A 25,599-nucleotide genomic window follows, 5' to 3' on the forward strand; every position below is an offset into this window, starting at 1 on the left:
TCATTGATGTATCACGCCTGCGGTGTCTGTCATCGCGGTACAGGGGTCAACGCATCCCGCCCGTTCAACAGCGCCAGAGGGTGGCTAACCCGCCTCATGAGTCGCCCTGCTGCCGCGCAGCGCCCCCACATCGACCTCATCCAGTTGCTCCGGTGCCAGGAAACGCAGGGCATACTCCCGCCAGACACCGCTGATGAGGAAGAGATCAAACAGTGCCGGATCTATGTGCTGCTCCTGCACCATGCGTTGCATGATGGCCAGGGACTGGGACACCGTCTTGCCCGACTTGTAGGGGCGATCGCTCGCGGTCAGCGCCTCGAAGATGTCGGCGATGGCCATGATGCGGGCGGGGATGCTCATCTGTTCCCCCTGCAGCTGGCGCGGGTAGCCCTTGCCGTCCATTCGCTCGTGATGGCCCCCGGCTATTTCCGGCACCTTGCGCAGGTGACGGGGGAAGGGAAGTCGCTCCAGCATGCGGATGGTCTGGATGATGTGATCGTTGATCTTGTAGCGCTCCTCCTCGGTGAGGGTGCCGCGGCCGATGGCGAGGTTGTAACGCTCGCCTCTGTTGTAGAGGTGGGTGGGGATTCTGACCTTGAATCCCCAGGGATTGTGATCGGTCAGCTTGTCGTGGCCGGGGCGGGGAACCAGGTGTTCCGGTCTGTCGGCCAGCAGCGGCTCGGGACAGGGCAGCTCCGGCGCCGGTCCATCCGGATGTCGCCTGAGCTCATCCCGGCTGAGCCCCAGCCTGTCGTCCAGGGTGCGCAGCCAGGTGCGGCTGGCGATGGCATCGAGTCGCGCCAGCCGCTCCGGCGCCATCCACTCACCACCGAGATTGCACTCGGCGACGAAGGCAAATTCCCGATCCAGGATCGACCAGAGCGGGGTCACCGCCTCCCGGCTCGCCTCCCGCTCCTGCTCCGGCAGCCGGGCGGCCAGCGCCTCTATGTAAGCATCGCGCTTGAGTACCTCGAAGCGAGTGCGAATCTCGTGGATCCTGTCGTAGATGGTCTCCAGCTTGGTGGCCTTGTCGACCACGAACTCCGGCGTGGTGACCTTGCCGCAGTCGTGCAGCCAGCTCGCGATATGGATGGCCTCCCACTCCTCTTCGCTGAGCTGGAAGTCGGCAAAGGGCCCCTGCTGCTGGGCGCAGGCGGCCTCCGTCAGCATGCGGGTCAGCTCGGGTACGCGCTGGCAGTGACCGCCGGTGTAGGGGCTCTTGGCATCGATGGCGCCGGCGATCAGCTCGATGAAGGCCTCGAGCAGCTGCTTTTGCTCCTCCAGTAGGCGCTGATTCTCAATGGCGGAGGCGGACATCCCCGCCAGCGCCTCGATCAGGCTGGTGCGGGAGGCCAGCTCGGGTGCCGAGCACTGCGGCAGGATGAGTAGCAGGCAGCCGATCCGCTCCTGGCGGTGATTATGCAGCGGCTCGACCAGCAACTGGCGGGGGCCGGGGAAGGGACCCCAGCCGGTCAGATATTGCTGCCAGGTGGCGGCATCGAGGCTCAGGCTGAGGCGCTCGCTATGATAGAGGCCGCCGAGCAGCTCATCCTGCCAGTGCACCTGCTCGGCGGCGAGGGACTGTTGCTGCCAGATGGCCTGTATCGCCGTCATGTGCTCGCCCTGTGCCAGGTAGAGACAGCCCCCTTCCGCCTGCACCGCGGCTATGGTCTCGTGCAATATGCGGTTGAGCAGGGAGTCAAAACGGCGCTCGGCCGCCAGTGCCCGCCCCATGCTCATGAAGTTGCCGAGGGTCAGGCGCATGCCCGACATGGTGCGGGCCAGATCGTCGATCTCCCTGATCGCCGAATCGGGCACGCGCCTCTCGCTGAAGTCAAAATGCTGGATCCGCTCGGCCTCCTGGGTCAGTGCCAGCAAGGGCGCCGCGGTACGCCTCGCCACCAGCCAGATGACGGGCAGCAGCAGCAACAGCCCGGCCAGGGCCCAGGCCAGGTTGCGCAGGGCCTCGTGGCGCGCCTGGGCGGTGAGCACCTCGGTCGGGACCAGCAGGGCGACATAGAAGGGGGAGCCTTCGCCAAGGGCCGAGAGATTGATCAGCCAGTCGCTGCGATCCGTCGCGCTCAGGGTCAGGCTCTGCTCGCTCGGACCGTGCAGCAGGGTGGGCTGGGTGGCGATCTGCTGCTGCAGCTGGGTCAGGATAGGGTCATTGAGTGCCGACAGCATGGGCAACCGGCTCAGCTGATCGAAGCTCGGCAGTCGCTCGGGATCCGTGGCCAGCAGGGTGCCGAACTCATCGAACAGCACCAATTGGCAGTGGCGCGGCAGGGGCAGCTCACCGATGAGGGCGGAAAGTCCCTCCACGCTGGTATCGAGCCCGAGCACCGCCTGCCGGTTGTCGCTCTCCACCGCCAGTGTCATGCCCGGCTCCTTGGTGGTGAAGAAGAGATAGGGATGGGTCGCGACGATGCCGGTGCGCCAGCGGGCTTCCTTGTACCAGTCACGACTGCGGGGATCGAAGCGATAGTCAGGCATGAGCCGGCGCTCGAGCAGGTGCAGCCGCTTGTCGAAATAGAGGTACTCTCCCTGGCCCTGACTCAGACTCTGTACCAGCAGGTCGCTGGTGGGAGGAGCCTGTTCCAGCCGCTCCCTGGCCCGGCTGGTCAACTTGCGCACCAGGAAGAAATCACCGTTCTCATAACCCGCATAGACGGCGCCGTAGCTGGCGCTGTTGGCCAGCACCTCCGCCAGCTGGGGCAGATAACCGAGGCGAGCCTCCAGATCGGTCATCGCCGCCAGCTGGCCGCTGCGCAGCAGGCTGAGAGACATGCGGGCCGGACGCTCGTTCAGCTTGAGCGCCAGCGCCAGCTGCTCCCGATACTGCAGAAAGCTTTGCCGCTCGTGCTCCAGGCCCTGTTGCATGCCCTGCTGGTACTGCAGCAGGAGGAGGGCCCCTCCCAGCAGGGTGAACAGCAGAATGAACAGCGTGGCGATGTGTACATAAAAGGGCCGGCGACCCAGTCTTGCCGTTGTCATGAATGCATCCTTGCCCACGAACGATAACCTCTATGGTCGATCATCAGTGTGCTCGCTGGATGACAAAAAACACAGCTGTCTGCGGGAATATCAGCGGAAAAGTGGACCCTTTCGAGGATTTACAAGATTCGGACGTGGGGAAGCCAGGCTTGCTGCTGTGGGACCGGGTGACATCGGCATGCCCACCACGGGGGGGCGCGTGATTCATTCAGATATCTCGTGCTACAGTGCCCGCTGATGAGTTGCCTGAATCAATGGAGTGTCCCATGTCCGCCATCCCCTATTCCGTCCTCGATCTGGTGCCCGTTCCCGAAGGATCTGTGCCAGCCGAATCATTCCGCCACTCGCTGGATCTGGCCCGCCACGCCGAGCAGTGGGGTTATCACCGCTACTGGCTGGCGGAGCACCACAACATGCCCGGTATCGCCAGCGCCGCCACGGCCGTGCTGATCGGCCATCTGGCCGGTGGCACCCAGCGGTTACGACTGGGGTCCGGTGGCATCATGCTGCCAAACCACTCGCCGCTGGTGATCGCCGAGCAGTTTGGTACCCTGGCGTCCCTCTATCCGGACCGGATCGATCTGGGGCTGGGGCGTGCCCCCGGCACGGATCAGCGCACCATGCAGGCGCTGCGCCGTCAGCGTAGCGGCGAGGTGGACGACTTCCCTGCCGATGTCCGCGAGCTGATACGTTATTTTGGCGACCAGCCGGGCGCGGTGCAGGCGGTGCCCGGTCAGGGGTTGCAGGTGCCGGTCTGGCTGCTGGGCTCCAGCCTCTACAGTGCCCAGCTGGCCGCCGCCATGGGGCTGCCGTTCGGTTTTGCCTCCCACTTCGCGCCCGGTCTGTTGTTGCAGGCACTGGAACTTTACCGCAGCCAGTACCAGCCTTCCGCTCGCTGGCCCAAGCCCTATGCGGTGGTGTGCATCAATGTGGTGGCCGCCGACACCGAGCGCGAGGCCCGCTTCCTGTTCACTACCCTGCAGCAGCAGTTCCTGCGGCTCTATCGTGGCGATGCGGGCAAGTTGCCGCTGCCGGTGCAGGCGCTGGGGGAGGAGTGGTCGCCACGGGAGTTGATGGCGATGGAGCAGACCCTGGCACGCTCCCTGGTGGGGGACAGAGACCGGATCCGGCACGGCTTGCAGGCATTGCTGGCAGAAACCGGCGCCGACGAGCTGATGTTCAACGGCCCCATCGTCGATCATCAGGCCAGGCTGCGCTCGTTCGAGATCGCCGCCGAGCTGATGCAGAGCCTCTAAATCATGAGGCGAATTAGAGTTAAGGTGTTGATTTAAAACGACAGTCAGGTTGATGTCAGGCCTTTGTCGTATCGCCGAGCGTGCTTCCGGCCCTATGCTGGCCCTGTCCAAAATCACAAGGAGCCGATGATGATAGTCAGGAAATTGAGATTGCAGCGGGGTTGGTCACAGGAGCAGTTGGCGACCCTGTCCGGTCTGAGTGTGCGCACCATACAGCGGATCGAGCAGGGGCAACAACCCGGACTGGAATCCCTCAAGGCCCTGGCCTCCGTCTTTGAGCTCGACGTGACTCAACTGCAGGAGAGCGAGATGAAAGGCAATGAGTTCGACGGTCAGGGCAGCGTACACGTGGCGCGGGATGAGCGGGAGGCGATGAAGTTTGTCGAGGGGCTCAAGGGCTTCTATGGCCACCTCACCAGCTATGTGCTGGTGATGACGGGCCTGTTCATCATCAACTACCTGAGCAACCCGGATTACATCTGGGCCTGGTGGCCCATGCTGGGTTGGGGGTTGGGTCTGATGTCCCACGCCATCAATCTGTTCCAGCCATTCAGGCTGTTCGGGCCCGAGTGGGAGCGACGTCAGGTGGAGAAGCGGCTGGGGCGCAAGCTGTAGGTCAGAGGCTCACCCATAAGAAACGGGCCCGGCAGTCTATGCCGGGCCCGTTTTATTTCCCGTTCCTTGTCTCGCTTGGCGCTGGCGGGGCTGGGAGTATCGAGAACCCGGTGTCACCACGCCGCTCCACTCCCTTTACTTGGCGTAGGCGGGGCAGGGGGTCGCTATCAGGGCGTCATCTTCATAGCGCCACAGGGTGAGGCTGTTGCCCCATACGCAGCCGGTATCGAGAGCCTTGATATCCGCCTTGCCAGTGTCGCCCATCAGGGCCGCCCAGTGGCCGAACACCAGGATGGGGTCATCCACATGGTGCTCACGCTGTTCGAACCAGGGACGCAGGCCGGGAGTGGACTCCGTGGGGCCCTTCTTGCACTTGAAATCGAGGCGGCCATCGAAGTAGCAGAAACGCATGCGGGTGAAGCTGTTGATGATGTAGCGGTAGCGCTCTATCCCCATCAGGCTGTCGTCCCAGCTGTCCGGCTGGTCACCATACATGTTGTGCAGCAGCCACTGGTACTGATCGCCGCGCAGCAGGCTCTCCACCTCGCGGGCACAGCTGCGGGCGGTGTGGGCATCCCAGGCGGGGGAGAGGCCGGCGTGGATCATCATGATGGGCAGGTCAGGATGCTCTGCCAGCAGCGGGCGATGGCGCAACCACTCCAGCAGTTCGTCCCGATCCGGGGCCTCCATCAGGGTCTGCAGTTTGTCTTTCTTCTTGAGCGGCGCGACGCCGTGGGCGACCGCCAGCAGGTGCAAGTCGTGGTTGCCGAGCACGGTGACGGCCTGCTGTCCCAGGGACTTGACGAAACGCAGGGTATTGAGCGAGTCCGGGCCGCGGGCGACGAGATCGCCACACAGCCAGAGCGTGTCGTTATCGAAGTCGAACTCGGCAAGATCCAGCAGGCGGCGCAAGTCGTCGTAGCAGCCCTGGATATCACCGACGAAACAGTTCGCCATGAAACCTCAGTTGATAATGTTGGGAACGGCCAGCGTGAAGGGCGCGATGGGGGCTTCAAATTGCTGCCCCGACTCATCTTGCAGGATGTAGCTGCCTTCCATCACGCCTAACGGAGTGGCGAGGGGGACGCCACTCTGGTAGCTGAAGGTCTCACCGGGGGGGATCAAGGGCTGTTCGCCGACCACCCCGGGACCTTCCACTTCCTGCATCTTGCCATTGGCATCGGTGATGAGCCAGCGCCGATGCAGCAGTTGCACCGTCCCCGGCCCCAGATTCTCTATCTCGATGAGATAGAGAAAATGGTAAGGCTCCTCGGTGCCCGCCACATAGCTGGGGTGCGGGCGCACCACTATCCGGGGATGTGCCATGGGATCAGGCCTGCTGCTGATCGGCCAGCCAGTTGGCGATCAGGACGAACTGCTCGAGGGAGAGATTCTCCGGGCGCAGGCTGCCATCGATACCAAGCTCGGTCAGCTGAGCCTCGGTGATGAAGTTCGAGAAGCTGTTGCGAATGGTCTTGCGGCGCTGGCCGAAACCTTCGGTACAGACGCGGCTCAGGCAGCGCATGTCTTTCGCGACCAGGGTCGGGTTCTTGTGCGGCATCAGGCGCACCACGGCAGAGTCGACCTTGGGGGCCGGTTTGAAGGCGCCGGGGCCCACTTCCAGCACCGGGATCACCTGGCAGTAGTACTGAACCATGACGCTCAGGCGACCATAGGCCTTGCTGCCCGGGCCCGCGCACATCCGCAAGACCACTTCCTTTTGCAGCATGAAGTGCATGTCCTCCACCCTGTCGGCGAACTCGCACAGGTGGAAGATGAGCGGGGTGGAGATGTTGTAGGGCAGGTTGCCGAAGATGCGCAGCGGCCCCTTGCCTTCCCCCATCAGGGTGCCGAAGTCGAAGCGCATGGCATCGGCTTCGATCACGGTCAGCTTGTCTTTCAGGGTAGGGTGCTCGCGCAGGCGCGCGGCCAAGTCCCGGTCCAGCTCGACCACGGTCATCTTGTCCATCTGGGAGGCGACCGGCTCGGTCAGCGCGGCCAGACCCGGACCGATTTCCACCAGATTCTGACCCGGCTGCGGGTTGATGGCGGCGACAATCTGGTCGATCACGTAACGGTCGTGCAAGAAGTTCTGACCGAAACGCTTACGGGCCGTGTGACCCATGTGCACTTTATTGTTCTGCACCTTACTGCTCATATCTTTTTTTCTCTACCATCTGGATGGCGTGGTTAATCGCGGTGGTGAGGCTGCCCGAGTCCGCCAGGCCCTTGCCTGCCAGATCCAGTGCGGTGCCATGATCCACCGAAGTGCGGATGAATGGGAGTCCGAGGGTGATATTGACCGAGTTGCCAAAGCCCTTGTATTTGAGCACGGGCAGCCCCTGGTCGTGGTACATGGCGAGTACCGCATCCGCATCCTTGAGGTATTTGTCCTGGAACAGGGTGTCGGCCGGCAGCGGACCGATCAGATCGATGCCCTCCTGGCGCAAGCCGTCCAGGGCGGGCTCGATCACCTCGATCTCTTCCCGGCCAAGATGACCGCCTTCCCCGGCATGGGGATTGAGGCCACAGACGTAAATCCGGGGCTGGGCGATGCCGAACTTGGTCCTGAGATCCGCATCCAGGATGCGGATCACCTTGCCGAGGCGATCTTCGGTGATGGCCATGGCCACGTAGGCGAGGGGAATATGGGTGGTCGCCAGCGCCACCCGCAGCCCCTCTGTTGCCAGCAGCATCACCACGTCGGCGGTGCCGGACTGCTGGGCGAAAAACTCGGTGTGGCCGCTGAACGAGACACCGGCCTGGTTGATGATCCCCTTGTGCACCGGCCCGGTCACCACGGCGGCAAACTCGCCGTTCATGTTGCCGTCGCAGGCGCGCTGCAGGGTCGCCAGCACGTAGGCGCCGTTGCCCTCATCGAGTTCGCCCGGCGTCACTGGTGCGCCGAGCGGGATGGGGCAGAGCGTCAGCGTTCCCGCCCGCTGCGCACTCGGAGGCGCGTCTGCGTCGTAGGGTTCCAGCTTGATGGGCAGTCCCAGCAGGGCGGCCCGCGCCAGCAGCAGGGCGGGATCGGCGATCACCACCAGCTGATGGGGCCAGTCTTGCTGGGCTATCTGCAACACCAGATCCGGGCCTATCCCCGCCGGTTCACCCGGCGTGATGGCGAGACGCTGGCAGCTCATCAATTTGTCTCCCATCAATTGGGTTCGATCTGGATGTAGGCTTCATCGCGTAGCTCGTCCAGCCAAGCCTGGGACTCTTCGGTGAAGCGGCGGTTGAAGATCAGCTGATAGGCGCGCTGCTCCTGAGCCTTGCCGGTGGCATCCTGGCTGCGGCGATCTTCGAGCTGCACAATGTGCCAGCCGTGGCTGGTACGGAACGGCTCGCTGATCTGACCCGGTTGCAGACGGTTGACCATGTCGCGGAACTCCGGCACATAGACGCTGGGATCGGACCAGCCCAGTTCACCGCCCTGCACCGCGGAGCCCGGATCTTCCGAGTATTTCTCCGCCATGCTGGCGAAGCTGGCCTTGCCGCTCTTGATGTCATGCAGGATGCCGTCGAGGGTACCCTTGGCCTTCTCCTCGCTCAGGATGATGGAGGGCTTGATCAGGATGTGGCGGGCCTTCACCTCGGTCTGCATGACTTGCTGCTGACCCTTGGTGTCGAAGATCTTGATGATGTGCAGACCGGCACCGGAGCGCAGCGGACCGACGATGTCCCCCTTGCTGGCACCCTGTACTGCCTCGGCCATCAGGGTGGGCATCTCCTGCGGGCTCATCCAGCCCCAGTCGCCCCCTTCCAGGGCCTTGGGACCATTACTCTCGGCGATGGCCAGCTTGCGGAAGTCTGCACCCTCCTTCAGGGCGGCCAGGATGCGCTCTATCTTGCTCTTGGCGGCATTGAGCTGCTCGGCATTCGGGTTGTCCGGCAGGGCAACCTGAATGTGGCCGACATGGTATTCGGTCTGCTGCTGACCCTGTTTGCTCAGCGCCTCGACCACCTGCTTCACCTCCTGCTCGGAGATGTTGATGCGGCGGCGCACCTGGCTGCGGCGCACCTCGTTCATCAGGATCTCGCGGCGCACCTCTTCCCGGTACTGGGCATAGGTCAGGCCTTCACGCTCCAGCTGGGCACGCAACTGCTCCAGGGTCATCTTGTTGTCGGCGGCGATGCTCTGGATGGCCTGCTCCAACTGGGTGTCGCTGATCTTGAGGCCCTGGCGATCCGCCAGTTGCAATTGCAGGCTCTCCTGGATCAGGCGATCCAGCGCCTGCTTGCGCAGGGTCACGTCATCGGGCAGGGACTGGCCGCTCTCCCGGGCGGAGGCCTTCACCTTCTGCACCAGCGCTTCCTGCTGGCTGACCAGCACCACGTCCTTGTTGACCACGGCAAGCACCTTGTCCATCAGCTCGGGAGCGGCGAAGGCACCCTGGCTCATGACTCCAAACAGGCCTGCGGTCAGCAGGGAAATCAACGTCTTCTTCATATCCATCTCTCAAGGCGTTTGCCAGACCGGTTATTGGTCTCGCAGGTTAAACGGACGAATGTAAGGCAGAGCTTCGGTATCCAGCGACGTCCCCTTGGGACCCGTCCCCACGCTACCCAATCCTTTCATTTCAAATTGAATGCCCAGGCTGCGCTCTGCGCTGGGCTGGTAATTGACGTTATCCGGGTCGTTGACCCACTCCATATTGAAGTTGATGCTCCAGCAGCAGGAGTCATACTTCAGGCCCACCTTGCGGTCAACCTTGACCCCTTGATCGAGCTCGTAATAGTAACCGCCATAGAGGTGCCACTGATCGTTGAGCGGGGTGGTCAGCAACATGCCGATCTGGTTGAGATCGGTGACCTGGTTTTTGTTGTTCAGGTCGTAGTTGGCATCCCGGATGAAGCGGTAGTTCAACTGGCTGATCAGCTTCTCGTGGCGGTATTCCAGAGCGCTGTTGGCCGAGCTGATGCGATTCTGCTCCATGTCGTACTGTGCGCCCGCATGGGCAAACCACTGCTCGTTGATCTTGGCATCCCCCTCGAACGACAGCGGGGAGCGGGTGTTGTTGGTCAGCTCGTCGTTGGGGTAGAGGGTGACTCTGGGGGCGACGAAGTCGAAGGCTTGGGCAACGGCCAGCCGAATTCGTTCATCGCCGGCCGGATCATAGACGCGACTGGTGATGCCGAGGGTCAGGCGGTTGGAGTCACTGATGCGATCGAGACCGGCATAACGCTGATCGCTGAACAGGCTGTAATAGTCCTGACGCATGGTGGTGGAGTCATAGATCCCGATGTTGTCCTGATCCTTGTAGGGCACATAGAGATACTGGAACTCCGGCTCCAGGGTCTGGTTGGCGCCCTCGCCGAACCACTGCTGCTGGCGATCGAAGGTGAGACCCCCCTTGAGGCGGAACGACGGCAGCACCCGGGTGACGTTGTCATCGAGCTCGGTCAAGCCCCGGTCACGGTAGTAGGCGGTGAGCTTGCTGGCATCCGGCACGTCCTGATTGTACTGGGTGTACATCAGTTTGTACTGGCTATCGAGGTAGTAGGCCGCGGAGGTCACGAGCGGCACCGTCAGGGTGGGGGCGCTGTGCAGACGTGTGCCGGTGTAGACTTCGCCTATGGTGGACTCGTCGTTGTCGTAGCCAAACTTGGTCAGTTCGGTGTTCCAGGCCAGATCGTACCAACTGCCCTGCTGATAGTAGTTGTGGTCGATACGCGGCAGCATGGAGTGGGGCTGTTGGGCCCCGGCCAGCAGGATCTGGTAGGTTCGCACCTCGGTCTTGAGGTTCCAGTTCTGCTGGAAGTAGCCAGCCGTCAGGGATTGCTGCAACTGGTTGTCGACCTGGGTGCCCACCTTGGGGTCGAAGTCGTTGAAGTAGTTGAAGTCATTGTCCCGCACCTTGGTGTAGTCCACGGACACCCGCAGGGCGTTGTCCATGAACAGGGAGGTGTGACGGGCATTGATCAGGTAGCGGTGGCCATCGGACAGATAGTCGTTGAGGCTGTCCGTCTCGTCGTACTGTTTGTCCTCCGCCAGGTTCTCGAAGTAAAAGCTGCCGGTATGAGCCGGATCCGGCATGTAGCGGAACTCGACCTGATTCATCAAGCCGCGTCTGTCCATGAAGCGGGGGGTGATGGTGGCGTCGTAGTTCGGCGCTATGTTCCAGTAAAATGGCTGGGTGATCTCCATGCCATTATCCGAGCTCTGCTTGTAGTAGGGATAGAGCAGGCCGGTCTTGCGTTCATCCTTGATCGGGAAGTTGATGTAGGGGGTGTAGAACACCGGGTAATCGTAGAGCCAGAGGGTGGCGTTGTAAGCCTCCCCGAACACCTCGGCCTGATCGATGTCGATGGTCCCCGCCTTCAGGGTCCAGGCCTCCTGGCCCGGTGGGCAGGTGGTGTACTGGGCCCCTTCCAGGGTGATGTTCTGGTTGTTGTTGGTCATGGTCACCTTGTCGGCGAAGCCGCGCACCGGTGAGCCGTGGACCTGATACTTGCCCTCTTCCAGCTCTGAATCCTTGGTATCCAGGTTGGATTTGAGGGTCTTGTCGCTGGTGACGGTGATCTGGCCATCGTTGTAATAAATATTGCCGATGGCGATGACATCCCGGCTCTGCTGATCCAGCTGAGCGTAGTCGGAGTCGAATTTGCGCACACCCTGGCGAACCTTGACGTCACCCTCATAGACGGCGGTCTCACCCTGCTTGGCCTCGAGGCGATCCGCATCGACCTCGACGGGCAGCGCGTTGGCGTCTTGATCCGTTTTGGGTTTTTCTACCTTGGGAACATAGTCATAGCAGAGGCTGTCCAAGATCCCGGTAGCCGGTGGCGCGTTGAATGGCGCAGCCTGTACCGTGAACGGACTCAAGGCAGGGACAAGGCTGATGGTCAGGGCGATGGGACCAGAGGCTCCCAGTGTCCATTTTGTCATGTGAAAGGCTCGCGCAATCCGTAGTAAAAACGGTTGATTCAGGGCATGCATTTTATGTCAGGATCCATCGAGTTGACATTGCATGTCATTGCTTTATGTTAGCCGGCAATGATAAAGCATTATTGCGGCCAGGGCTAACAGCCAAGCGCTGCTTTCCAATTTGGTCCCTGACTCATGCACGATCGCGATTCCCTGTTATTGCTCTGGGCGCGCCGGATCTCCGGTGATGCCAACCTCCAGTTGACCCTGATCTCCGGTGACGCCAGTTTTCGCCGCTACTTCCGTGGTGCCGGTCTGGTGTGGGTGGATGCTAATCCGAAAACCGAAAAAAATCATGAATTTGTTCGTAATGCCGCGGCACTGAATACCATGGGGCTGCTGGCCCCCGAGGTCAGGGCGGTGGACTACGAACAGGGCCTGCTGGCGGTGACGGATCTCGGCGACACCCAGCTGATAAGCTGTCTGAACGAGCACAATGTGCTGGCCTGGTATGACAAGGCCATCGCACTGTTGCCGCGGCTGGGGGCGGTTGCCCTGGCGCTCGAGCCGTTTGATCACGCCTTTATGGATCGGGAGAACGCCATCTTCCCCGAGTGGTTGCTCGGCCATCACCTGCAGCTTGTCCTGAGCGAGGCCGAACAACGGCTGCTGGCGGACACCTTCGCCTGCCTCAGCGCCAACAACCTGGCCCAGCCTCAGGGCGTGATGCACCGGGACTTCCACAGTCGCAATCTGATGGTCTGTGGTGAGCCGACCCCGGACGCCGGCGAGCTGGCCATCATCGATTTTCAGGACATGGTCATAGGCCCTTTGAGCTATGACCTGGTCTCGCTGCTGAAAGATTGCTATGTGCGCTGGCCCGATGCCGTGATAGAGCAGGGCATGCGTGACGGCTTCGAGACGCTCGGCCAATCGGGTCTGCTCGGCGAACTCGACTATGCCAGCTTCCGTCGCCACGCCGATCTCACCGGCATGCAGCGCCACCTCAAGGCGGCCGGCATCTTCACCCGGCTCTATCACCGGGATGGCAAGTCCGGTTACCTCAAGGACATTCCCCGCACCCTGGGCTATGTGGTGGATGCCTGCCGCCTGCACGGGGCCGACCATCCGGTGCTGGCCCGCTTCGGCGACTGGCTGCAGCAGGCGGTGTTGCCGGGGCTGGCAAGGGTGGCGGAGTCGCGCTCATGAAGGCCATGATCCTGGCCGCCGGTCGCGGCGAGCGGATGCGTCCGCTCACCGATCTCCTGCCCAAGCCGCTGCTGGCGGTGGGGGGCAAGCCCCTCATCGTGCACCACATCGAGAAACTCAAGAACGCCGGGGTGACCGAGCTGGTCATCAACCACGCCTGGCTCGGCCACAAGCTGGTGGAGGCGCTTGGCGACGGTAGCCGGTTCGGAGTCAGTATTCGCTGGTCGGCGGAAGAGAGTGCCCTCGAGACTGCCGGTGGCATAGTGCAGGCGCTGCCACTGCTGGGGGAGGAGCCCTTCCTGGTGATCAACGGCGACACCTGGATTGAGATGGACTACGGCGTATTGACGGGGGCCCTGATGCAACAGCCACTGGGGGACGATCTGGCCCGCCTCTGGCTGGTGCCCAATCCGCCCCAGCATCCGCAGGGAGATTTTGTCCTGCAGGCCGGCCGGGTGCAGGATCTGCCCGTCCAGGTCCCCGGCGGCGATGGCGAGCATGCTGAGCTCGCCGTCTTTACCTTCAGCGGGGTCGGGATCTACCATCCCGCCGCCTTTGCCAACTTGGCGCCCGGTGCGCGCAAGCTGGCCCCCCTGCTGCGCGACTGGATGGCGCAGGGACGGGTTGCAGGCAGCCTGCTGGCCGGTGAATGGCGGGACATAGGGACGGTCGAGCGGCTGCGCGCGCTGGACGAACAATTGCTGGCAGCTGTACAGCATCTTGCTGCAAAGCCATGATGCGGGATTATGTGCTACAAGAATCCGCATTGATGCATATAAACTCTGGTTTCTGCGCGGTTCTTCATCTTGCTGGCGGCTTCTCGCGACAGCGAGTGACTCACCGCCCGGGACGTACTCATTCATTTCACGAGGTCTTGAACCATGCGTATTTGGGGTAAGGTGCTTGGCGCCTTCTTCGGTTTTCTGCTCGGCAATATCTTCGGTGCCCTGCTTGGTCTCTGGATCGGTCACCGCTTCGATCGCGGCATGGGGATGTCCTTCCGGCGTGCGCCCACCTCCCAGCAGCAGGCGGTGTTCTTTCACGCCACCTTCGCCGTCATGGGGCACATCGCCAAGGCGAGCGGTCAGGTTACCGAGCAGGAGATCCGGGTCGCCTCCAATCTGATGGACAGGATGCGGCTCTCCGGCGAGCAGCGGGTGCGGGCGCAGGAGTCGTTCCGCCAGGGCAAGGAGAGCGACTTCCCGTTGCGGGAAACTTTGGCCGAGTTCCGTCGTGCCAGCCTGGGGCAGCGCGACATATTGCGCTTCTTCCTGGAGGTGCAGTTGCAGGCCGCCTTCGCCGATGGCCGGGTCGAGGCTGATGAACGCGCCATCTTGCAGACCATCGCCGATGAGTTGGGGGTCAGCCGTATCGAGCTGGCCCGTATTCTGGCCATGGCTGAGGCCCAGATGAACTTCTTCCATCGTCAGCAGCAGGGCGGGGGTCAGGGGCACCAATACCGGCAGGAGGCTCCCTCGGCGGATCGCCTCAAGGATGCCTACCAGTTGCTGGGGGTGAGTGAGAGCGACAGCGATCAGGATATCAAGCGGGCCTATCGCAAGGAGATGAGCAAGCACCACCCGGACAAACTGGCCGCCAAGGGCCTGCCGCCCGAGATGATGGAGATGGCCAAGGAGAAGACCCAGGAGATCCAGCAGGCCTGGGAGTGGATCCGCGAGGCGCGCGGCATCCGTTAACCGTCTGCCTGAACGCAAGCCATAAAAAATGCCCGTCGATGACGGGCATTTTTGTCTCTGGCAACCAGGATTAGTGACTGTCGACCCAGACGAACTTGAGCACGAACAGCAGGGCAACCACCAGCACGCAGGGGTTGATCTCGCGCCAACGGCCGGTGCCTGCCTTCATCACGCAGTAGGAGATGAAGCCCACGGCGATCCCCTCGGTGATGGAGAAGCTGAACGGCATCATGACTGCGGTCATGAAGGCTGGCACGGCCTCGGTCAGATCTTCCCATTTCACCCGGGTCAGCTCGGAGCACATCAGCACGCCCACGTAGATGAGGGCGCCGGCGGCGGCATAAGCCGGCACCATGGCGGCGACGGGGGAGAAGAAGATCGCCAGCAGGAACAAGACGCCGGCCACGATGGCGGTCAGGCCGGTGCGACCACCGACGGCGACCCCGGCACTGCTCTCGATATAAGCGGTCACCGAGGAAGTGCCCATGAAGGCGCCACCCACGGAACTCACGCTGTCGACCACCAAGGCCTGCTTCATGCGCGGGAAGCGTCCCTGATCATCTGCCAGCTTGGCCCGGTTGGTGACCCCGATCAGGGTGCCGGAGGAGTCAAACAGGTTGACCAGCATGAAGGAGAAGATGATCCCCGCGAGGCTGATGTCCAGCGAGCCCATCAGATCCAGCTGACCGAACACCGGGCTGATGCTGGGGGGCAGGGAGACGAAGCCCTTGAAGGTCACGTCGCCAAACAACCAGCCGAGGGTGGTAGTGACCACGATGGCGATCAGCACGGCGGAATGCACGCCGCGGGAGGAGAAGATACAGATCAGGAAGAAGCCGAGCAGCCCCAGCAGGCAGGGCAGGGAGGTGAGGTTGCCCACCGTCACCATGGTGGCCGGGCTCGCCACTACGATGCCGGCATTGTGCAGGCCGAGCAGGGCGATGAGCAGGCCGATACCGGCGGTGATGCCGACCCGCAGAGTGAGCGGAATATTGGCGATCAGCCAGTAACGTACCCGCAGCAGGGTGAGGATCAGCAGTCCCAGGGCGCCCCAGAAGATGGTGCCCATGCCGACCTGCCAGGAGTAACCCATGCCGGCGACCACCACGAAGGCGAAGAAGGCGTTGAGGCCCATGGCGGGCGCCAGGGCGATGGGCAGGTTCGCCAGCAGGCCCATCAGGATGCTGCCGATACCGGCGATGAGGCAGGTGGTGACGAACACGGCCTGGGTATCCATGCCCGCAGCGGAGAGGATCTGCGGGTTGACGAACACGATGTAGACCATGGTCAGGAAGGTGGTGATCCCGGCGATGACTTCGGTGCGGGCGGTGGTGCCGTGGCCTTTCAGGGCAAACAGACGCTCGAGCAATCCTTGCCCGGCAGCCTGGCTGGTGGCTTGATGTGGTTGATTCATGTTGGGTTCCAATGGGTGACGTGAAATAAGCAGCAGGCACGCGATAAAACCCATCCATGAGGGGCTCTGATCGCTGTCTCTGGCGATGAATTCGCCGGACTCGTCCTGATACCGTGACAGCGCGCACATTTTTACACAGGCGACGGCGTTTACAAACCCCGGATCTGCGAAGCGGCTCAATGAATAGAGCAAAAATTCAAACGTTTGCCATCAGGGGGGGGAGAACGGGTTTCGATGGGGGCCTTTCAGGGCGGTGATGTCAGAGGGTCTTGAAGTAGCGCTCGACCAGTCGCGCCAGCACGGCATCGCTGCGCTCCTGCAACGCAGGCAGCGTCAGTCCCAGGCGTTGCAGTAGCAGAGCGGCCTGCGCCTCGCTCAGCTTGCGCCCCTCGATGAGGAACTCCTGCTCGGGCAACTGCTTGTCATGGCGCGGGATCAGCACCCAGCCCACCCGCTCCGGCTCGATGACGGCAAAGACCTGGCTGGCGGCGGTGCAGAAGGTATCGATATGGACGTTGCCGTCCGGCCCGAGGCAGCCGGGTTCGATCCGGATCTGAATGGTGAGGCGTTTCGCTGTGCCTGTGGTGTGGGCCATGGCTCGATATCGGTTGGGGGAGGCGGGGAGAGTGTAAGTCAAAAGGCAATAGAAAGGGGAGCCTTGGCTCCCCTTGTCATGCTGCAATCCCCCCGATGGGGTGATGCACGGCTTCGCTTATTTGGCGATACGCTTGTACTTGGCTCGGTGCGGCTGAACCGCATCGGCGCCGTAGGTCTTCTTCTTCCACTCTTCGTATTCGGTGAAGTTACCCTCGAAGAACGCGATCTTGCCCTCGTCCTGATAGTCCAGGATGTGGGTGGCAATGCGGTCGAGGAACCAGCGATCGTGGGAGATGACCATGGCGCAGCCGGGGAACTCAAGCAGGGCGTTCTCCAGAGCGCGCAGGGTTTCGATGTCCAGATCGTTGGTCGGTTCATCGAGCAGCAGCACGTTGCCGCCGGTTTGCAGCAGTTTCGCCAGGTGCAGACGACCGCGCTCCCCACCGGACAGCTCGCCGACCCGCTTCTGCTGATCGGCGCCCTTGAAGTTGAAACGGCCGATGTAGGCGCGGCTCGGGAACTCGTAGGTACCGATGCGCAGGATATCCTGGCCGTCGGCAACTTCCTCGAACACCGTCTTCTTGTCGTTCATGCTGTCGCGGAACTGATCCACCGAGGCCAGCACCACGGTATCGCCGAGGGTGATGGCGCCGGAGTCCGGCTGCTCCTGGCCAGACATCATGCGGAACAGGGTGGATTTACCGGCGCCGTTCGGGCCGATGATGCCGACGATGGCCCCCTTCGGAATGGAGAAGGAGAGATCGTCGATCAGCTGGCGGTCACCGTAGGCCTTGCAGAGGTTTGTCACCTCCAGCACCTTGTCGCCGAGGCGGGGTCCGGGCGGAATGAACAGCTCGTTGGTCTCGTTGCGCTTCTGGTAGTCGTTGGTGTTGAGCTCCTCGAAGCGCGCCATACGAGCCTTGGATTTGGCCTGACGACCCTTGGGGTTCTGGCGAACCCACTCCAGCTCTTTCTCGATGGACTTGCGACGGGCGGCCTCGGAACTCGCTTCTTGCGCCAGACGTGCGTCTTTCTGCTCCAGCCAGGAGGAGTAGTTGCCTTCCCAGGGGATACCTTCGCCGCGGTCCAGTTCCAGGATCCAGCCCGCCACGTTGTCGAGGAAGTAGCGGTCATGGGTGATGGCTACCACGGTACCCTCGTAGTCGTGCAGGAAACGCTCCAGCCAGGCCACGGATTCCGCATCCAGGTGGTTGGTCGGTTCGTCCAGCAGCAGCATGTCCGGCTTTTCCAGCAGCAGGCGGCACAGCGCTACCCGGCGGCGTTCGCCACCGGAGAGGTGCTTGATCTGGGCATCCCAGGCCGGCAGACGCAGGGCATCGGCCGCGCGCTCCAGCTGGTTTTCCATGTTGTGACCACCCTGGGCGGAGATGATGGCTTCCAGCTCACCCTGTTCGCGGGCCAGCTTGTCGAAGTCCGCATCCGGCTCGGCGTAGGCCGCATAGACCTCGTCGAGGCGCGCCATGGCGCGTTTCACGTCGCCGACCGCCTCTTCGACCGCTTCGCGTACGGTCTGCTCGGGGTCGAGTTTGGGCTCCTGGGGCAGGTAGCCGATCTTGATGCCGGGTTGCGGGCGGGCTTCCCCTTCGATGTCGGTATCGATCCCGGCCATGATGCGCAGCAGGGTGGATTTTCCGGCTCCGTTCAGGCCCAATACGCCAATCTTGGCGCCCGGGAAGAAGGAGAGGGAGATGTTCTTGAGAATATGACGCTTGGGCGGCACGACCTTGCCGACCCTGTTCATGGTGTAAATAAATTGAGCCATTGGCTAATTCTCTTCCTTTTCAGCAGCTTAATGTCTTGGCATTAACAGACTGATGTCGTGGTGGGGCCTGGCCGGCACAGGCCAACCCGGTTCCAAAAAACCCGTCGATTGTAAACCAATGGACAGAGGGCGGCAAAGCGGACAACCGATCGGCCACAGTGTGCCGAGGTGCCTCTGAGCAGGGAGGGCTTGGGATAGGGGAAGCAAGTCCGCGAGGCTATCGGGGATGAAAGCTTAATTCTTCCTTAAGCCTGGTTAGATAGGATTCGGTCTGCCCCCCGGATGGTGGGTTTGGCAATCCGGTACGAGCATGGTCAGCGTGGTCGCCGCACCGCCTTGGGTTGGTCATGCCCCGAGTAATAGAGCACCCGTTGCACGTACTCCTGGGTCTCCTGATAGGGCGGAACCCCCCCGTAGCGAACTACGGCCTGTTCACCGGCGTTGTAAGCAGCGCTGATCCTGACCCAGTCAGGGCCGAACTGCTTCTCCAGCCACTTCAGATAGATCATGGCGCCACGGATGTTCTGCTCGGGATCGAACGGGCGGGTCACCCCGAAACGCTGCTGGGTTTCGGGGATGAGTTGCATGACCCCCTGCGCCTGCTTGGGCGAGACGGCGAAACTGTTGAGGTTCGACTCGGCGATGGCGATGGCCAGCGCCAGTTGAGGATTGACCTTGTGGCGGTGGGCTGCCTGGCGGATCAGGACTGCCAGCTTCTGTTTGGTGAGGGACTGACGGGCCAGATAGCTATCCTGATCGAAGGGGACTCCGGGGCGTATCCAGGGCGCCCCGCCTGAGCCGCCACCGATGCCACAGGTACCGAGCGGGGCGTTGCCCACCCGCGGGTTGTAGTAGCGAGCAGCCTGCTGGTTGCCAAGGCGCATGGCCATGGCGAGATAGGCGTTGGCATGGCTGGCACTGCGGATCCCCTGTGGCCCGCGAGCCAGCAGGCGACCGATGCGAAAATAGGCCTCCGGGTTGCCAAGGCTGGCCGCGTTGCAGTAGTGGGATATGGCTTGTCTCGGGTTGCTGCGCTCGATGGCGGCGCCCTGACGCAAGGCGCTCATGGCCTTGGGGGCCTGGCGAAATGACTCGGCATGGGATGATGTGGTGGCAAGCAGTATCAGGAGTCCCCAGCCCCAGGCACAGAGTCGCTGCATGATGGATACCTCATATTTGTATCCGGAAGATATAGGTCCTCTCTGGGGCGGTTGCCAGCCAGGCGATGGAACATATGGTTATGTGTTCGAGCATCAGAGATGAAAACGATATGGAACTTTTGGTGCGCAGGAATCAGTCAGTCCAATTGGCGCCATTGGAAGCTATGGTGAGACCAGCGGCAAGGTACTTTCAATCACCCTGCTAGTGATGTGCTTGTTATTAATGGGGTGGTAAACTGCGGGTGTTTAATTTTAACACCTTGTATTTGCATGAGGTTCGAAAGGCAGTCTACAAGCCACTCATGGTGCAAATGACCGCCGGTGTTACATCCTTTTTTATAGTCGGGAAGCTCATATGGGTTATTCAGTCGATGTATCAGTCGTGGTGCCCGCTAAGGATGAGCGGGACAACCTGGCCCCCCTTATCGGCGAGATCGATGCCGCGCTGGCGGGGAAGTATGACTACGAATTGATTTACGTGGATGACGGCAGCGAGGATGACAGCTTTGCCGTCCTCGGCGAGCTGAAGGCTCGCTTTGCCAGTCTGAGGGTGGTGCGTCACGTGCGGGCCGTCGGCCAGAGCATGGCGGTGCTGAGCGGGGTGCGTCACGGCCGCGGTGACTGGCTGGTGGTGCTGGACGGCGATGGTCAGAATGATCCGGCCGACATTCCCGCCATGCTGGAAGAGGCCAAGCGCCGCTTCGCGGCAGACAGCAATCTGGTCGGACTCATCGGTCATCGGGTCAATCGGCGCGATGACTGGGTGAAACGGCTCTCTTCAAAACTAGCCAACGGTTTTCGCGACCTGTTGCTGCGCGACGGCATCCCGGATACCGGCTGTGGTCTCAAGGTGGTTCGCCGTGACTGGTATCTGCGGCTGCCCTCGTTCAACCACATGCATCGCTACATTCCTGCGCTGATCCAGGCCCAGGGTGGCCGCATGTCCCCCTGGCCGGTCAACCACAGACCCAGACAGGCGGGCGTCTCCAAATATGGCGTCTGGAACCGGCTCTGGGTCGGGCTGGTGGACGTGGTCGGTGTCTGGTGGTTGCAGCGCCGCTCCAAGGTGGTCGAGGTCAGGGAGATACTGGAGTGATTGATACCCTGCTCTCGATGCCGCTCGACTGCCTTGATGGTGTTTTGCAGGTGACCGGTTTGCACCTGGAGTGGCCGATATGATTGATACTCTGCTTTCGATGCCGCTCGACTGCCTTGATGGTGTTTTGCAGGTGACCGGTTTACACCTGGAGTGGCCGATATGATCGATGCCTTGCTCTCGATGCCGCTCGACTGGCTGGACTGGACGGGCTTGCACGTCACTGGCTGGAAAATCATCGGCTACACCGGCGCGCTGATGTTCGGTGGCCGCTGGCTGGTGCAGTTCGTCGCCTCCAAACGCGCCGGCAAGCCGGTCATTCCCCGTATGTTCTGGTACATGAGCGTGCTCGGCAGTCTGATGACCCTGAGCTACTTCGTCTTTTCCCCCAAGCAGGACTCTGTCGGCGTGCTGCAAAACCTCTTCCCCACCTTCACCGCGCTCTACAGCCTCTATCTGGATATCCAGCATCGGGGTTGGAAGCGGGACAAGGTCACCAATAACGAGCATGAGGCCCGCCATGGTAAATGACCGCGCGTTACTCAATCAGACCTCCCTCGGCTGGCTGCTGCTGATTGCGCTGGTGGTACTTGGCGCCGGTCTCGGCCTGCGGGATCCCTGGCCCGCCGATGAGCCGCGCTTCGCCCTGATCGCCAAGGAGATGGTGGAGAGTGGTCAGTGGCTGTTCCCCATGCGCGGTGGCGAGATCTATCCGGACAAGCCGCCGATGTTCATGTGGGGGATTGCCATCGGCTATCTGCTGACCGGCTCCATCAAGGTGGCATTCTTGCTGCCCTCCCTGCTGGCGGGCCTGCTGACCATCACCCTGGTGTGGGACATGGGCCGCCGGCTGTGGAATCCCTCGGTCGGCTTCTTGGCCGGTTTGCTGCTGCTGTTCACCGTCCAGTTCACCTTGCAGGCCAAGACGGCGCAGATCGATGCGTTGGTCACCTGCTTCATCACGCTCGGTGTCTATGGCTTTGTCCGCTTCCTGCTCTGTGACGGCGGCTGGCGCTGGTACTGGCTCGGCTGGTTCGCCGCCGGGCTCGGCATCATCACCAAGGGGGTGGGGCTGCTGGCCCTGCTGATCCTGATCCCGGCTATCTGGACCCACAGGGAGAAGATCCGCGCCGCCTCAAAGAGCGATTGGCTCAAGGGGCTGGCGGGGCCGCTGTTCATGCTGCTGGCCATCGGCCTCTGGCTGGTGCCCATGCTGAGCGCCGTGGCCCAGAGCGGCGATCCCATACTGCAGGCCTACAGAGACAACATACTGCTGCGCCAGACGGTGACCCGCTATGCCAACGCCTGGCACCACGTCAAACCCTTCTGGTACTACCTCAGTTCGGTGATCCCGCCGTTCTGGCTGCCGCTCTCCCTGCTGCTGCCCTGGCTGGCGGTGGAATGGCACAAGGGGATCCAGGCGCGGGACAAACGCATCATCCTGCTACTCGGCTATCTGGTGCTGGTGATCGTCTTCTTCTCGGCCTCGCCGGGCAAGCGCGGCGTCTATGTCACACCTGGCACGCCGGCGCTGGCCCTGCTGGCGGCCCCCTTCATCGGTGCGCTGCTGACGCGGGTCTGGCCTGCACGTCTGCTGGGCGGGCTCGGTTGGTTGCTGGGGATCCTCTGTGTGGGGGGCGCCGTGGCGCTGGCGTTCAACACCAAGTTGGCGAGCAAGCTCGGTGACCTGGGCCCAGCGCCCTGGCTGCCCCTGCTGGCCATGGGGGCGGCCCTGCTGCTGATCAACGCCCTGCTGCGCCGTGCCCCGCTCAGCGCCATCCTCGGCTCTCTCGCGGTGGGCTGGCTCATCTATTCCAGCTGGATCTGCGTGAAGCTCAACGACATGCGCACCCCCCAGGGGGTGATGGCGCAGGCGGCTGAGCGGGTGCCTGCGGGCGATGAGTTGCTGCTCGCCGGTTTCAAGGAGCAGCACCTGTTGTTCAGCCAGCAACCGCTCTGGCACTACTCCTATCAGATGCCCGATGGCGAGCAGGCCCGTGAGGCGGCCGCCTGGGTCGCCGGTGCACCCAAGCGCTGGGTGCTGGGATCTGCCGACATCATGACGGTGTGCTTCGATCCGGCTCTGATGGAAAATCTCGGCAATCGTCATCGTACCGACTGGCTGCTGGCCGACAGTGCGGCGCTGAAACCCGAGTGCCAGGGGCTGGCTGCCCAAGTCGAGCCGTTCCACTACGCACCGGGTTCTGACGTCGGGCAATAAGGGCTGGGCTTTGACCAATAACAAAGGGGCTGCCAGTGGTAGCCCCTTTTTCATGACCAAAGCGCTCGGTGCGCTCAGGTCCGGTAGTACGCCTTGTACCAGTCGACGAAGCTCTCGACCCCTTCCTTTAATGCAACCTTGGGGCGGTAGTCGGTAGTCTCGAACAGGGATTCGGTGTCGGCCCAGGTGGCGAGCACGTCACCGGGCTGCATGGGTAGCATATTGCGAATTGCCGGTTTGCCGAGCGCCGTTTCGATGGCCTCCACGAAGTCCAGCAGCCGCACCGGGCTGCCGTTGCCGATGTTGAAGAGACGGTAGGGGGCCGGGCTGGTGTCGATTTGCCCCTGCCAGTGCCCGTCGCCGACCGGCGGACAGTCCGCGATACGCACAATCCCTTCCACTATGTCATCGATGTGGGTGAAATCCCGGCTAAGCTGGCCCTGGTTGTAGATGTCGATGGGTTCCCCCTTGAGGATGGCGCGCACGAATTTGAACAACGCCATGTCGGGCCGCCCCCAGGGGCCGTAGACGGTGAAGAAGCGCAGGCCGGTGGTGGGCAGGCCGTAGAGGTGGGAGTAGGAGTGGGCCATCAGCTCGTTGGCCTTCTTGCTCGCCGCGTAGAGGGAGACGGGATGGTCCACCCCGTCCGAGGTCTTGAACGGCATCTGCTCGTTGAGGCCGTACACCGAGCTCGACGAGGCGTAGACCAGATGCTTGACCCCGTGATGGCGGCATCCCTCCAGCACCGTGAGGGTGCCGGTGAGGTTGCTGTCGGCGTAGGCGAAGGGGTTGTCCAGCGAGTAGCGCACCCCGGCCTGGGCGCCCAAGTGGATCACCCGATCGAACCGCTCGCGCGCGAACAGCTCAGCTATCCCGGCCCTATCGGCGAGATCGAGCCGCTCGAAGCGAAAGCCGGGCAGGGGACTGAGCAGAGCGAGGCGGGCCTCCTTCAGGCTCACCTCGTAGTAGTCGTTGAGGTTGTCGAGGCCGATGACCTCGTGGCCCTCACCGCACAGCCGCTGCGCCAGGTGAAAACCGATGAAACCGGCGGCGCCGGTGACGAGGTATTTCATTGGGAATGCTCCAGACTGTCGCCGCGGCCGATGGCGTAGTAGGTGAAGCCGCGCTGGCGCAGACGGGCCGGATCATAGAGGTTGCGACCATCGATGATGACGGGCTGGCTCAGGGTTTGCTGGATCAGCTCGAAATCGGGGGCGCGGAACTGCTGCCACTCGGTGCAGATCAGCAGGGCATCGGCGCCCTTGAGGGCCGCCTCCTGAGTACCGCACAGGCTCAGATCGTCGCGCAGGCCGTAGAGGTGCTGGGCCTCGCTCATGGCCTGGGGATCGAACGCCTGCACCTTGCCACCGGTGGCCCAGATGGCCTCCATCAGCACCCGACTCGGTGCCTCGCGCATGTCGTCGGTGTTGGGCTTGAAGGCGAGCCCCCAGAGCGCGAAGGTTCGACCGCTCAAGTCGGCGCCGAAGTGCTGGTGCAGGCGCTCGATGAGTTTGTGCTTCTGGCGATCGTTGACCCTCTCCACCGAGCGCAGCAGCGGCGCCTCGCAGCCAATCTCGCTCGCGGTGTGGATCAGTGCCTTGACGTCTTTGGGGAAGCAGGAGCCGCCATAGCCGCAGCCGGGATAGATGAAGTGGTAACCGATGCGGGGATCGGCGCCTATGCCCTTGCGCACAGCCTCGATGTCGGCTCCCAGCTTCTCCGCCAGGTTGGCCATCTCGTTCATGAAGGAGATCTTGGTGGCCAGCATGGCGTTGGCGGCGTACTTGGTCAGCTCGGCGCTGTGCACGTCCATCTGGATGATGCGATCGTGGTTGCGGTTGAAGGGGGCGTAAAGCTCCTCCAGCATGGCGATGGCGTGGGCCGAGTCGGTGCCGATGATGATGCGATCCGGTCTAAGGCAATCGGCCACCGCGGCCCCTTCTTTCAGAAACTCCGGATTGGAGACGACGTCGAGGGGGAAGTCGACGCCGCGATCACTGAGGATAGCGGCGATGTGCTGGCGTACCCGGCTGGCGGTACCGACCGGGACTGTGCTCTTGTTGACCACCACCTTGCGGCCCTGCATCAGGCGGCCTATGGTGCCCGCCACCGCCAGCACGTGCTTGAGATCGGCGGAGCCGTCTTCATCCGGCGGGGTGCCGACCGCGATGAAGATAAGCTCGGCAAAGTTCACCCCCTCGTTGACATCCGTGGTGAAGTGCAGGCGACCGCCCTGATGGTTGGCCACCACCATGGGGGTGAGGCCGGGTTCGAAGATGGGAATGATGCCCTCTTTCAGGCGCTCGACCTTGGCTGCATCCACATCCACACAGGTCACCAGGTGGCCCATCTCGGCTAACACGGCGGCCTGGACCAGCCCTACGTAACCTATTCCGAATACGGTGACTCTCATCTGCTGTTGCTCCTTGATACCGGCAGTGGCAAGGCATCCATTCTAGAACGATTTGCGCGTAGGAGAAGCGGGATCCTGCGACTCGTTCAGACTAGGAGCAGGCTGGTCCGAATGGCATATTTTGGTGCAAGAAGTGTAACGCCCTGCTGACGCGCACCATTTGGGGGCGTTGGGTCGGGATCTTGTGATCCGGCTCACTAAAACCGGACACTGTGCTCATAACGAAGCCCCGATACACGGGGCTCGCGCCTCCATGAGGGGCCTGTCGACACTCTT

21 protein-coding genes are annotated in these 25,599 nt (G+C 62.3%); 8 read left to right on the forward strand and 13 right to left on the reverse strand.

Annotation, left to right across the window (positions count from 1 at the left end):
- Positions 1-84 precede the first annotated feature (84 nt).
- Positions 85-2,994 carry an HD domain-containing phosphohydrolase gene (locus tag ACZ9IL_RS00330; RefSeq protein WP_476001695.1) on the reverse strand — a complete coding sequence of 970 codons (2,910 nt, stop codon included), beginning with the start codon at positions 2,992-2,994 and terminating at the stop codon, positions 85-87.
- A 266-nt stretch (positions 2,995-3,260) separates the two neighbouring features.
- Here ACZ9IL_RS00330 and ACZ9IL_RS00335 point away from each other — a divergent pair, with 266 nt between their 5' ends.
- Positions 3,261-4,250, forward strand: a complete 990-nt coding sequence (locus ACZ9IL_RS00335) for a luciferase-like monooxygenase (RefSeq protein ID WP_476001696.1) — start codon at positions 3,261-3,263, stop codon at positions 4,248-4,250.
- 129 nt (positions 4,251-4,379) lie between these two features.
- Positions 4,380-4,865 (forward strand): 2TM domain-containing protein, encoded by a 486-nt coding sequence (locus ACZ9IL_RS00340; RefSeq protein ID WP_476001697.1) that lies wholly within the window; start codon positions 4,380-4,382, stop codon positions 4,863-4,865.
- Between the two features lie 135 nt (positions 4,866-5,000).
- Here the strand turns inward: ACZ9IL_RS00340 and ACZ9IL_RS00345 are convergent, their stop codons facing one another.
- Genes ACZ9IL_RS00345 through lptD form a run of 6 tightly spaced genes read right to left on the reverse strand, consistent with a single transcriptional unit; the run spans position 5,001 to position 11,754 of the window.
- Positions 5,001-5,822, reverse strand: coding sequence for a symmetrical bis(5'-nucleosyl)-tetraphosphatase (locus ACZ9IL_RS00345; RefSeq protein WP_476001698.1), 822 nt, complete (start codon positions 5,820-5,822; stop codon positions 5,001-5,003).
- 6 nt (positions 5,823-5,828) lie between these two features.
- Positions 5,829-6,191 carry a Co2+/Mg2+ efflux protein ApaG gene (apaG, locus tag ACZ9IL_RS00350; protein ID WP_476001699.1) on the reverse strand — a complete coding sequence of 121 codons (363 nt, stop codon included), beginning with the start codon at positions 6,189-6,191 and terminating at the stop codon, positions 5,829-5,831.
- A 4-nt stretch (positions 6,192-6,195) separates the two neighbouring features.
- On the reverse strand, positions 6,196-7,023 hold the full coding sequence (rsmA, locus tag ACZ9IL_RS00355) for a 16S rRNA (adenine(1518)-N(6)/adenine(1519)-N(6))-dimethyltransferase RsmA (protein ID WP_476001700.1): 828 nt from the start codon (positions 7,021-7,023) through the stop codon (positions 6,196-6,198).
- Positions 7,013-8,008: a 4-hydroxythreonine-4-phosphate dehydrogenase PdxA gene (gene pdxA, locus ACZ9IL_RS00360; protein ID WP_476005284.1), complete on the reverse strand. Its 996-nt coding sequence runs from the start codon at positions 8,006-8,008 to the stop codon at positions 7,013-7,015. Before pdxA ends, rsmA begins: the two co-directional genes overlap by 11 nt.
- Before the next feature lie 14 nt (positions 8,009-8,022).
- Positions 8,023-9,315 (reverse strand): peptidylprolyl isomerase SurA, encoded by a 1,293-nt coding sequence (gene surA, locus ACZ9IL_RS00365; RefSeq protein WP_476001701.1) that lies wholly within the window; start codon positions 9,313-9,315, stop codon positions 8,023-8,025.
- Positions 9,316-9,345: 30 nt separating this feature from the next.
- Positions 9,346-11,754 carry an LPS assembly protein LptD gene (gene lptD, locus ACZ9IL_RS00370; RefSeq protein ID WP_476001702.1) on the reverse strand — a complete coding sequence of 803 codons (2,409 nt, stop codon included), beginning with the start codon at positions 11,752-11,754 and terminating at the stop codon, positions 9,346-9,348.
- 174 nt (positions 11,755-11,928) lie between these two features.
- Here lptD and ACZ9IL_RS00375 point away from each other — a divergent pair, with 174 nt between their 5' ends.
- The 3 genes from ACZ9IL_RS00375 (at position 11,929) to djlA (ending at position 14,639) form a co-directional block, all read left to right on the forward strand.
- Positions 11,929-12,942, forward strand: coding sequence for an aminoglycoside phosphotransferase family protein (locus tag ACZ9IL_RS00375; protein WP_476001703.1), 1,014 nt, complete (start codon positions 11,929-11,931; stop codon positions 12,940-12,942).
- Positions 12,939-13,679 carry an N-acetylmuramate alpha-1-phosphate uridylyltransferase MurU gene (gene murU, locus ACZ9IL_RS00380; RefSeq protein ID WP_476001704.1) on the forward strand — a complete coding sequence of 247 codons (741 nt, stop codon included), beginning with the start codon at positions 12,939-12,941 and terminating at the stop codon, positions 13,677-13,679. Before ACZ9IL_RS00375 ends, murU begins: the two co-directional genes overlap by 4 nt.
- A gap of 144 nt (positions 13,680-13,823) precedes the next feature.
- Positions 13,824-14,639, forward strand: a complete 816-nt coding sequence (gene djlA, locus ACZ9IL_RS00385; RefSeq protein WP_476001705.1) for a co-chaperone DjlA — start codon at positions 13,824-13,826, stop codon at positions 14,637-14,639.
- 70 nt (positions 14,640-14,709) lie between these two features.
- Here djlA and ACZ9IL_RS00390 read toward each other — a convergent pair whose 3' ends face one another.
- The 4 genes from ACZ9IL_RS00390 to ACZ9IL_RS00405 all read right to left on the reverse strand — a co-directional run bounded on the left by ACZ9IL_RS00390 (position 14,710) and on the right by ACZ9IL_RS00405 (position 19,593).
- Positions 14,710-16,053 (reverse strand): NCS2 family permease, encoded by a 1,344-nt coding sequence (locus ACZ9IL_RS00390; RefSeq protein ID WP_476001706.1) that lies wholly within the window; start codon positions 16,051-16,053, stop codon positions 14,710-14,712.
- 259 nt (positions 16,054-16,312) lie between these two features.
- On the reverse strand, positions 16,313-16,648 hold the full coding sequence (locus ACZ9IL_RS00395) for a hypothetical protein (protein ID WP_476001707.1): 336 nt from the start codon (positions 16,646-16,648) through the stop codon (positions 16,313-16,315).
- A 117-nt stretch (positions 16,649-16,765) separates the two neighbouring features.
- Positions 16,766-18,433, reverse strand: a complete 1,668-nt coding sequence (ettA, locus tag ACZ9IL_RS00400) for an energy-dependent translational throttle protein EttA (RefSeq protein WP_476001708.1) — start codon at positions 18,431-18,433, stop codon at positions 16,766-16,768.
- A gap of 314 nt (positions 18,434-18,747) precedes the next feature.
- Positions 18,748-19,593: a lytic transglycosylase domain-containing protein gene (locus ACZ9IL_RS00405; protein ID WP_476001709.1), complete on the reverse strand. Its 846-nt coding sequence runs from the start codon at positions 19,591-19,593 to the stop codon at positions 18,748-18,750.
- Between the two features lie 355 nt (positions 19,594-19,948).
- Here ACZ9IL_RS00405 and ACZ9IL_RS00410 point away from each other — a divergent pair, with 355 nt between their 5' ends.
- From ACZ9IL_RS00410 to ACZ9IL_RS00420, 3 genes are all read left to right on the forward strand, one after another.
- Complete coding sequence (locus ACZ9IL_RS00410; protein ID WP_476001710.1) at positions 19,949-20,689, forward strand: glycosyltransferase family 2 protein; 741 nt, start codon at positions 19,949-19,951, stop codon at positions 20,687-20,689.
- A 162-nt stretch (positions 20,690-20,851) separates the two neighbouring features.
- Positions 20,852-21,220: a lipid-A-disaccharide synthase N-terminal domain-containing protein gene (locus tag ACZ9IL_RS00415; RefSeq protein ID WP_476001711.1), complete on the forward strand. Its 369-nt coding sequence runs from the start codon at positions 20,852-20,854 to the stop codon at positions 21,218-21,220.
- The gene (locus tag ACZ9IL_RS00420) at positions 21,210-22,910 is read left to right on the forward strand and encodes an ArnT family glycosyltransferase (protein ID WP_476001712.1); all 1,701 of its coding nucleotides are present in this window, start codon (positions 21,210-21,212) and stop codon (positions 22,908-22,910) included. The genes ACZ9IL_RS00415 and ACZ9IL_RS00420 overlap by 11 nt, the downstream gene beginning before the upstream one ends.
- Positions 22,911-22,984: 74 nt before the next feature.
- Here ACZ9IL_RS00420 and ACZ9IL_RS00425 read toward each other — a convergent pair whose 3' ends face one another.
- Entirely contained in the window at positions 22,985-23,983 is a 999-nt protein-coding gene (locus tag ACZ9IL_RS00425) for an NAD-dependent epimerase (RefSeq protein WP_476001713.1), read from the reverse strand.
- A complete protein-coding gene (locus tag ACZ9IL_RS00430; RefSeq protein WP_476001714.1) occupies positions 23,980-25,323 on the reverse strand; it encodes a UDP-glucose dehydrogenase family protein in 1,344 nt (447 codons plus the stop codon). The genes ACZ9IL_RS00425 and ACZ9IL_RS00430 overlap by 4 nt, the downstream gene beginning before the upstream one ends.
- Positions 25,324-25,599 lie beyond the last annotated feature (276 nt).

It is taken from the genome of Aeromonas sp. TECH754 (assembly GCF_056279295.1).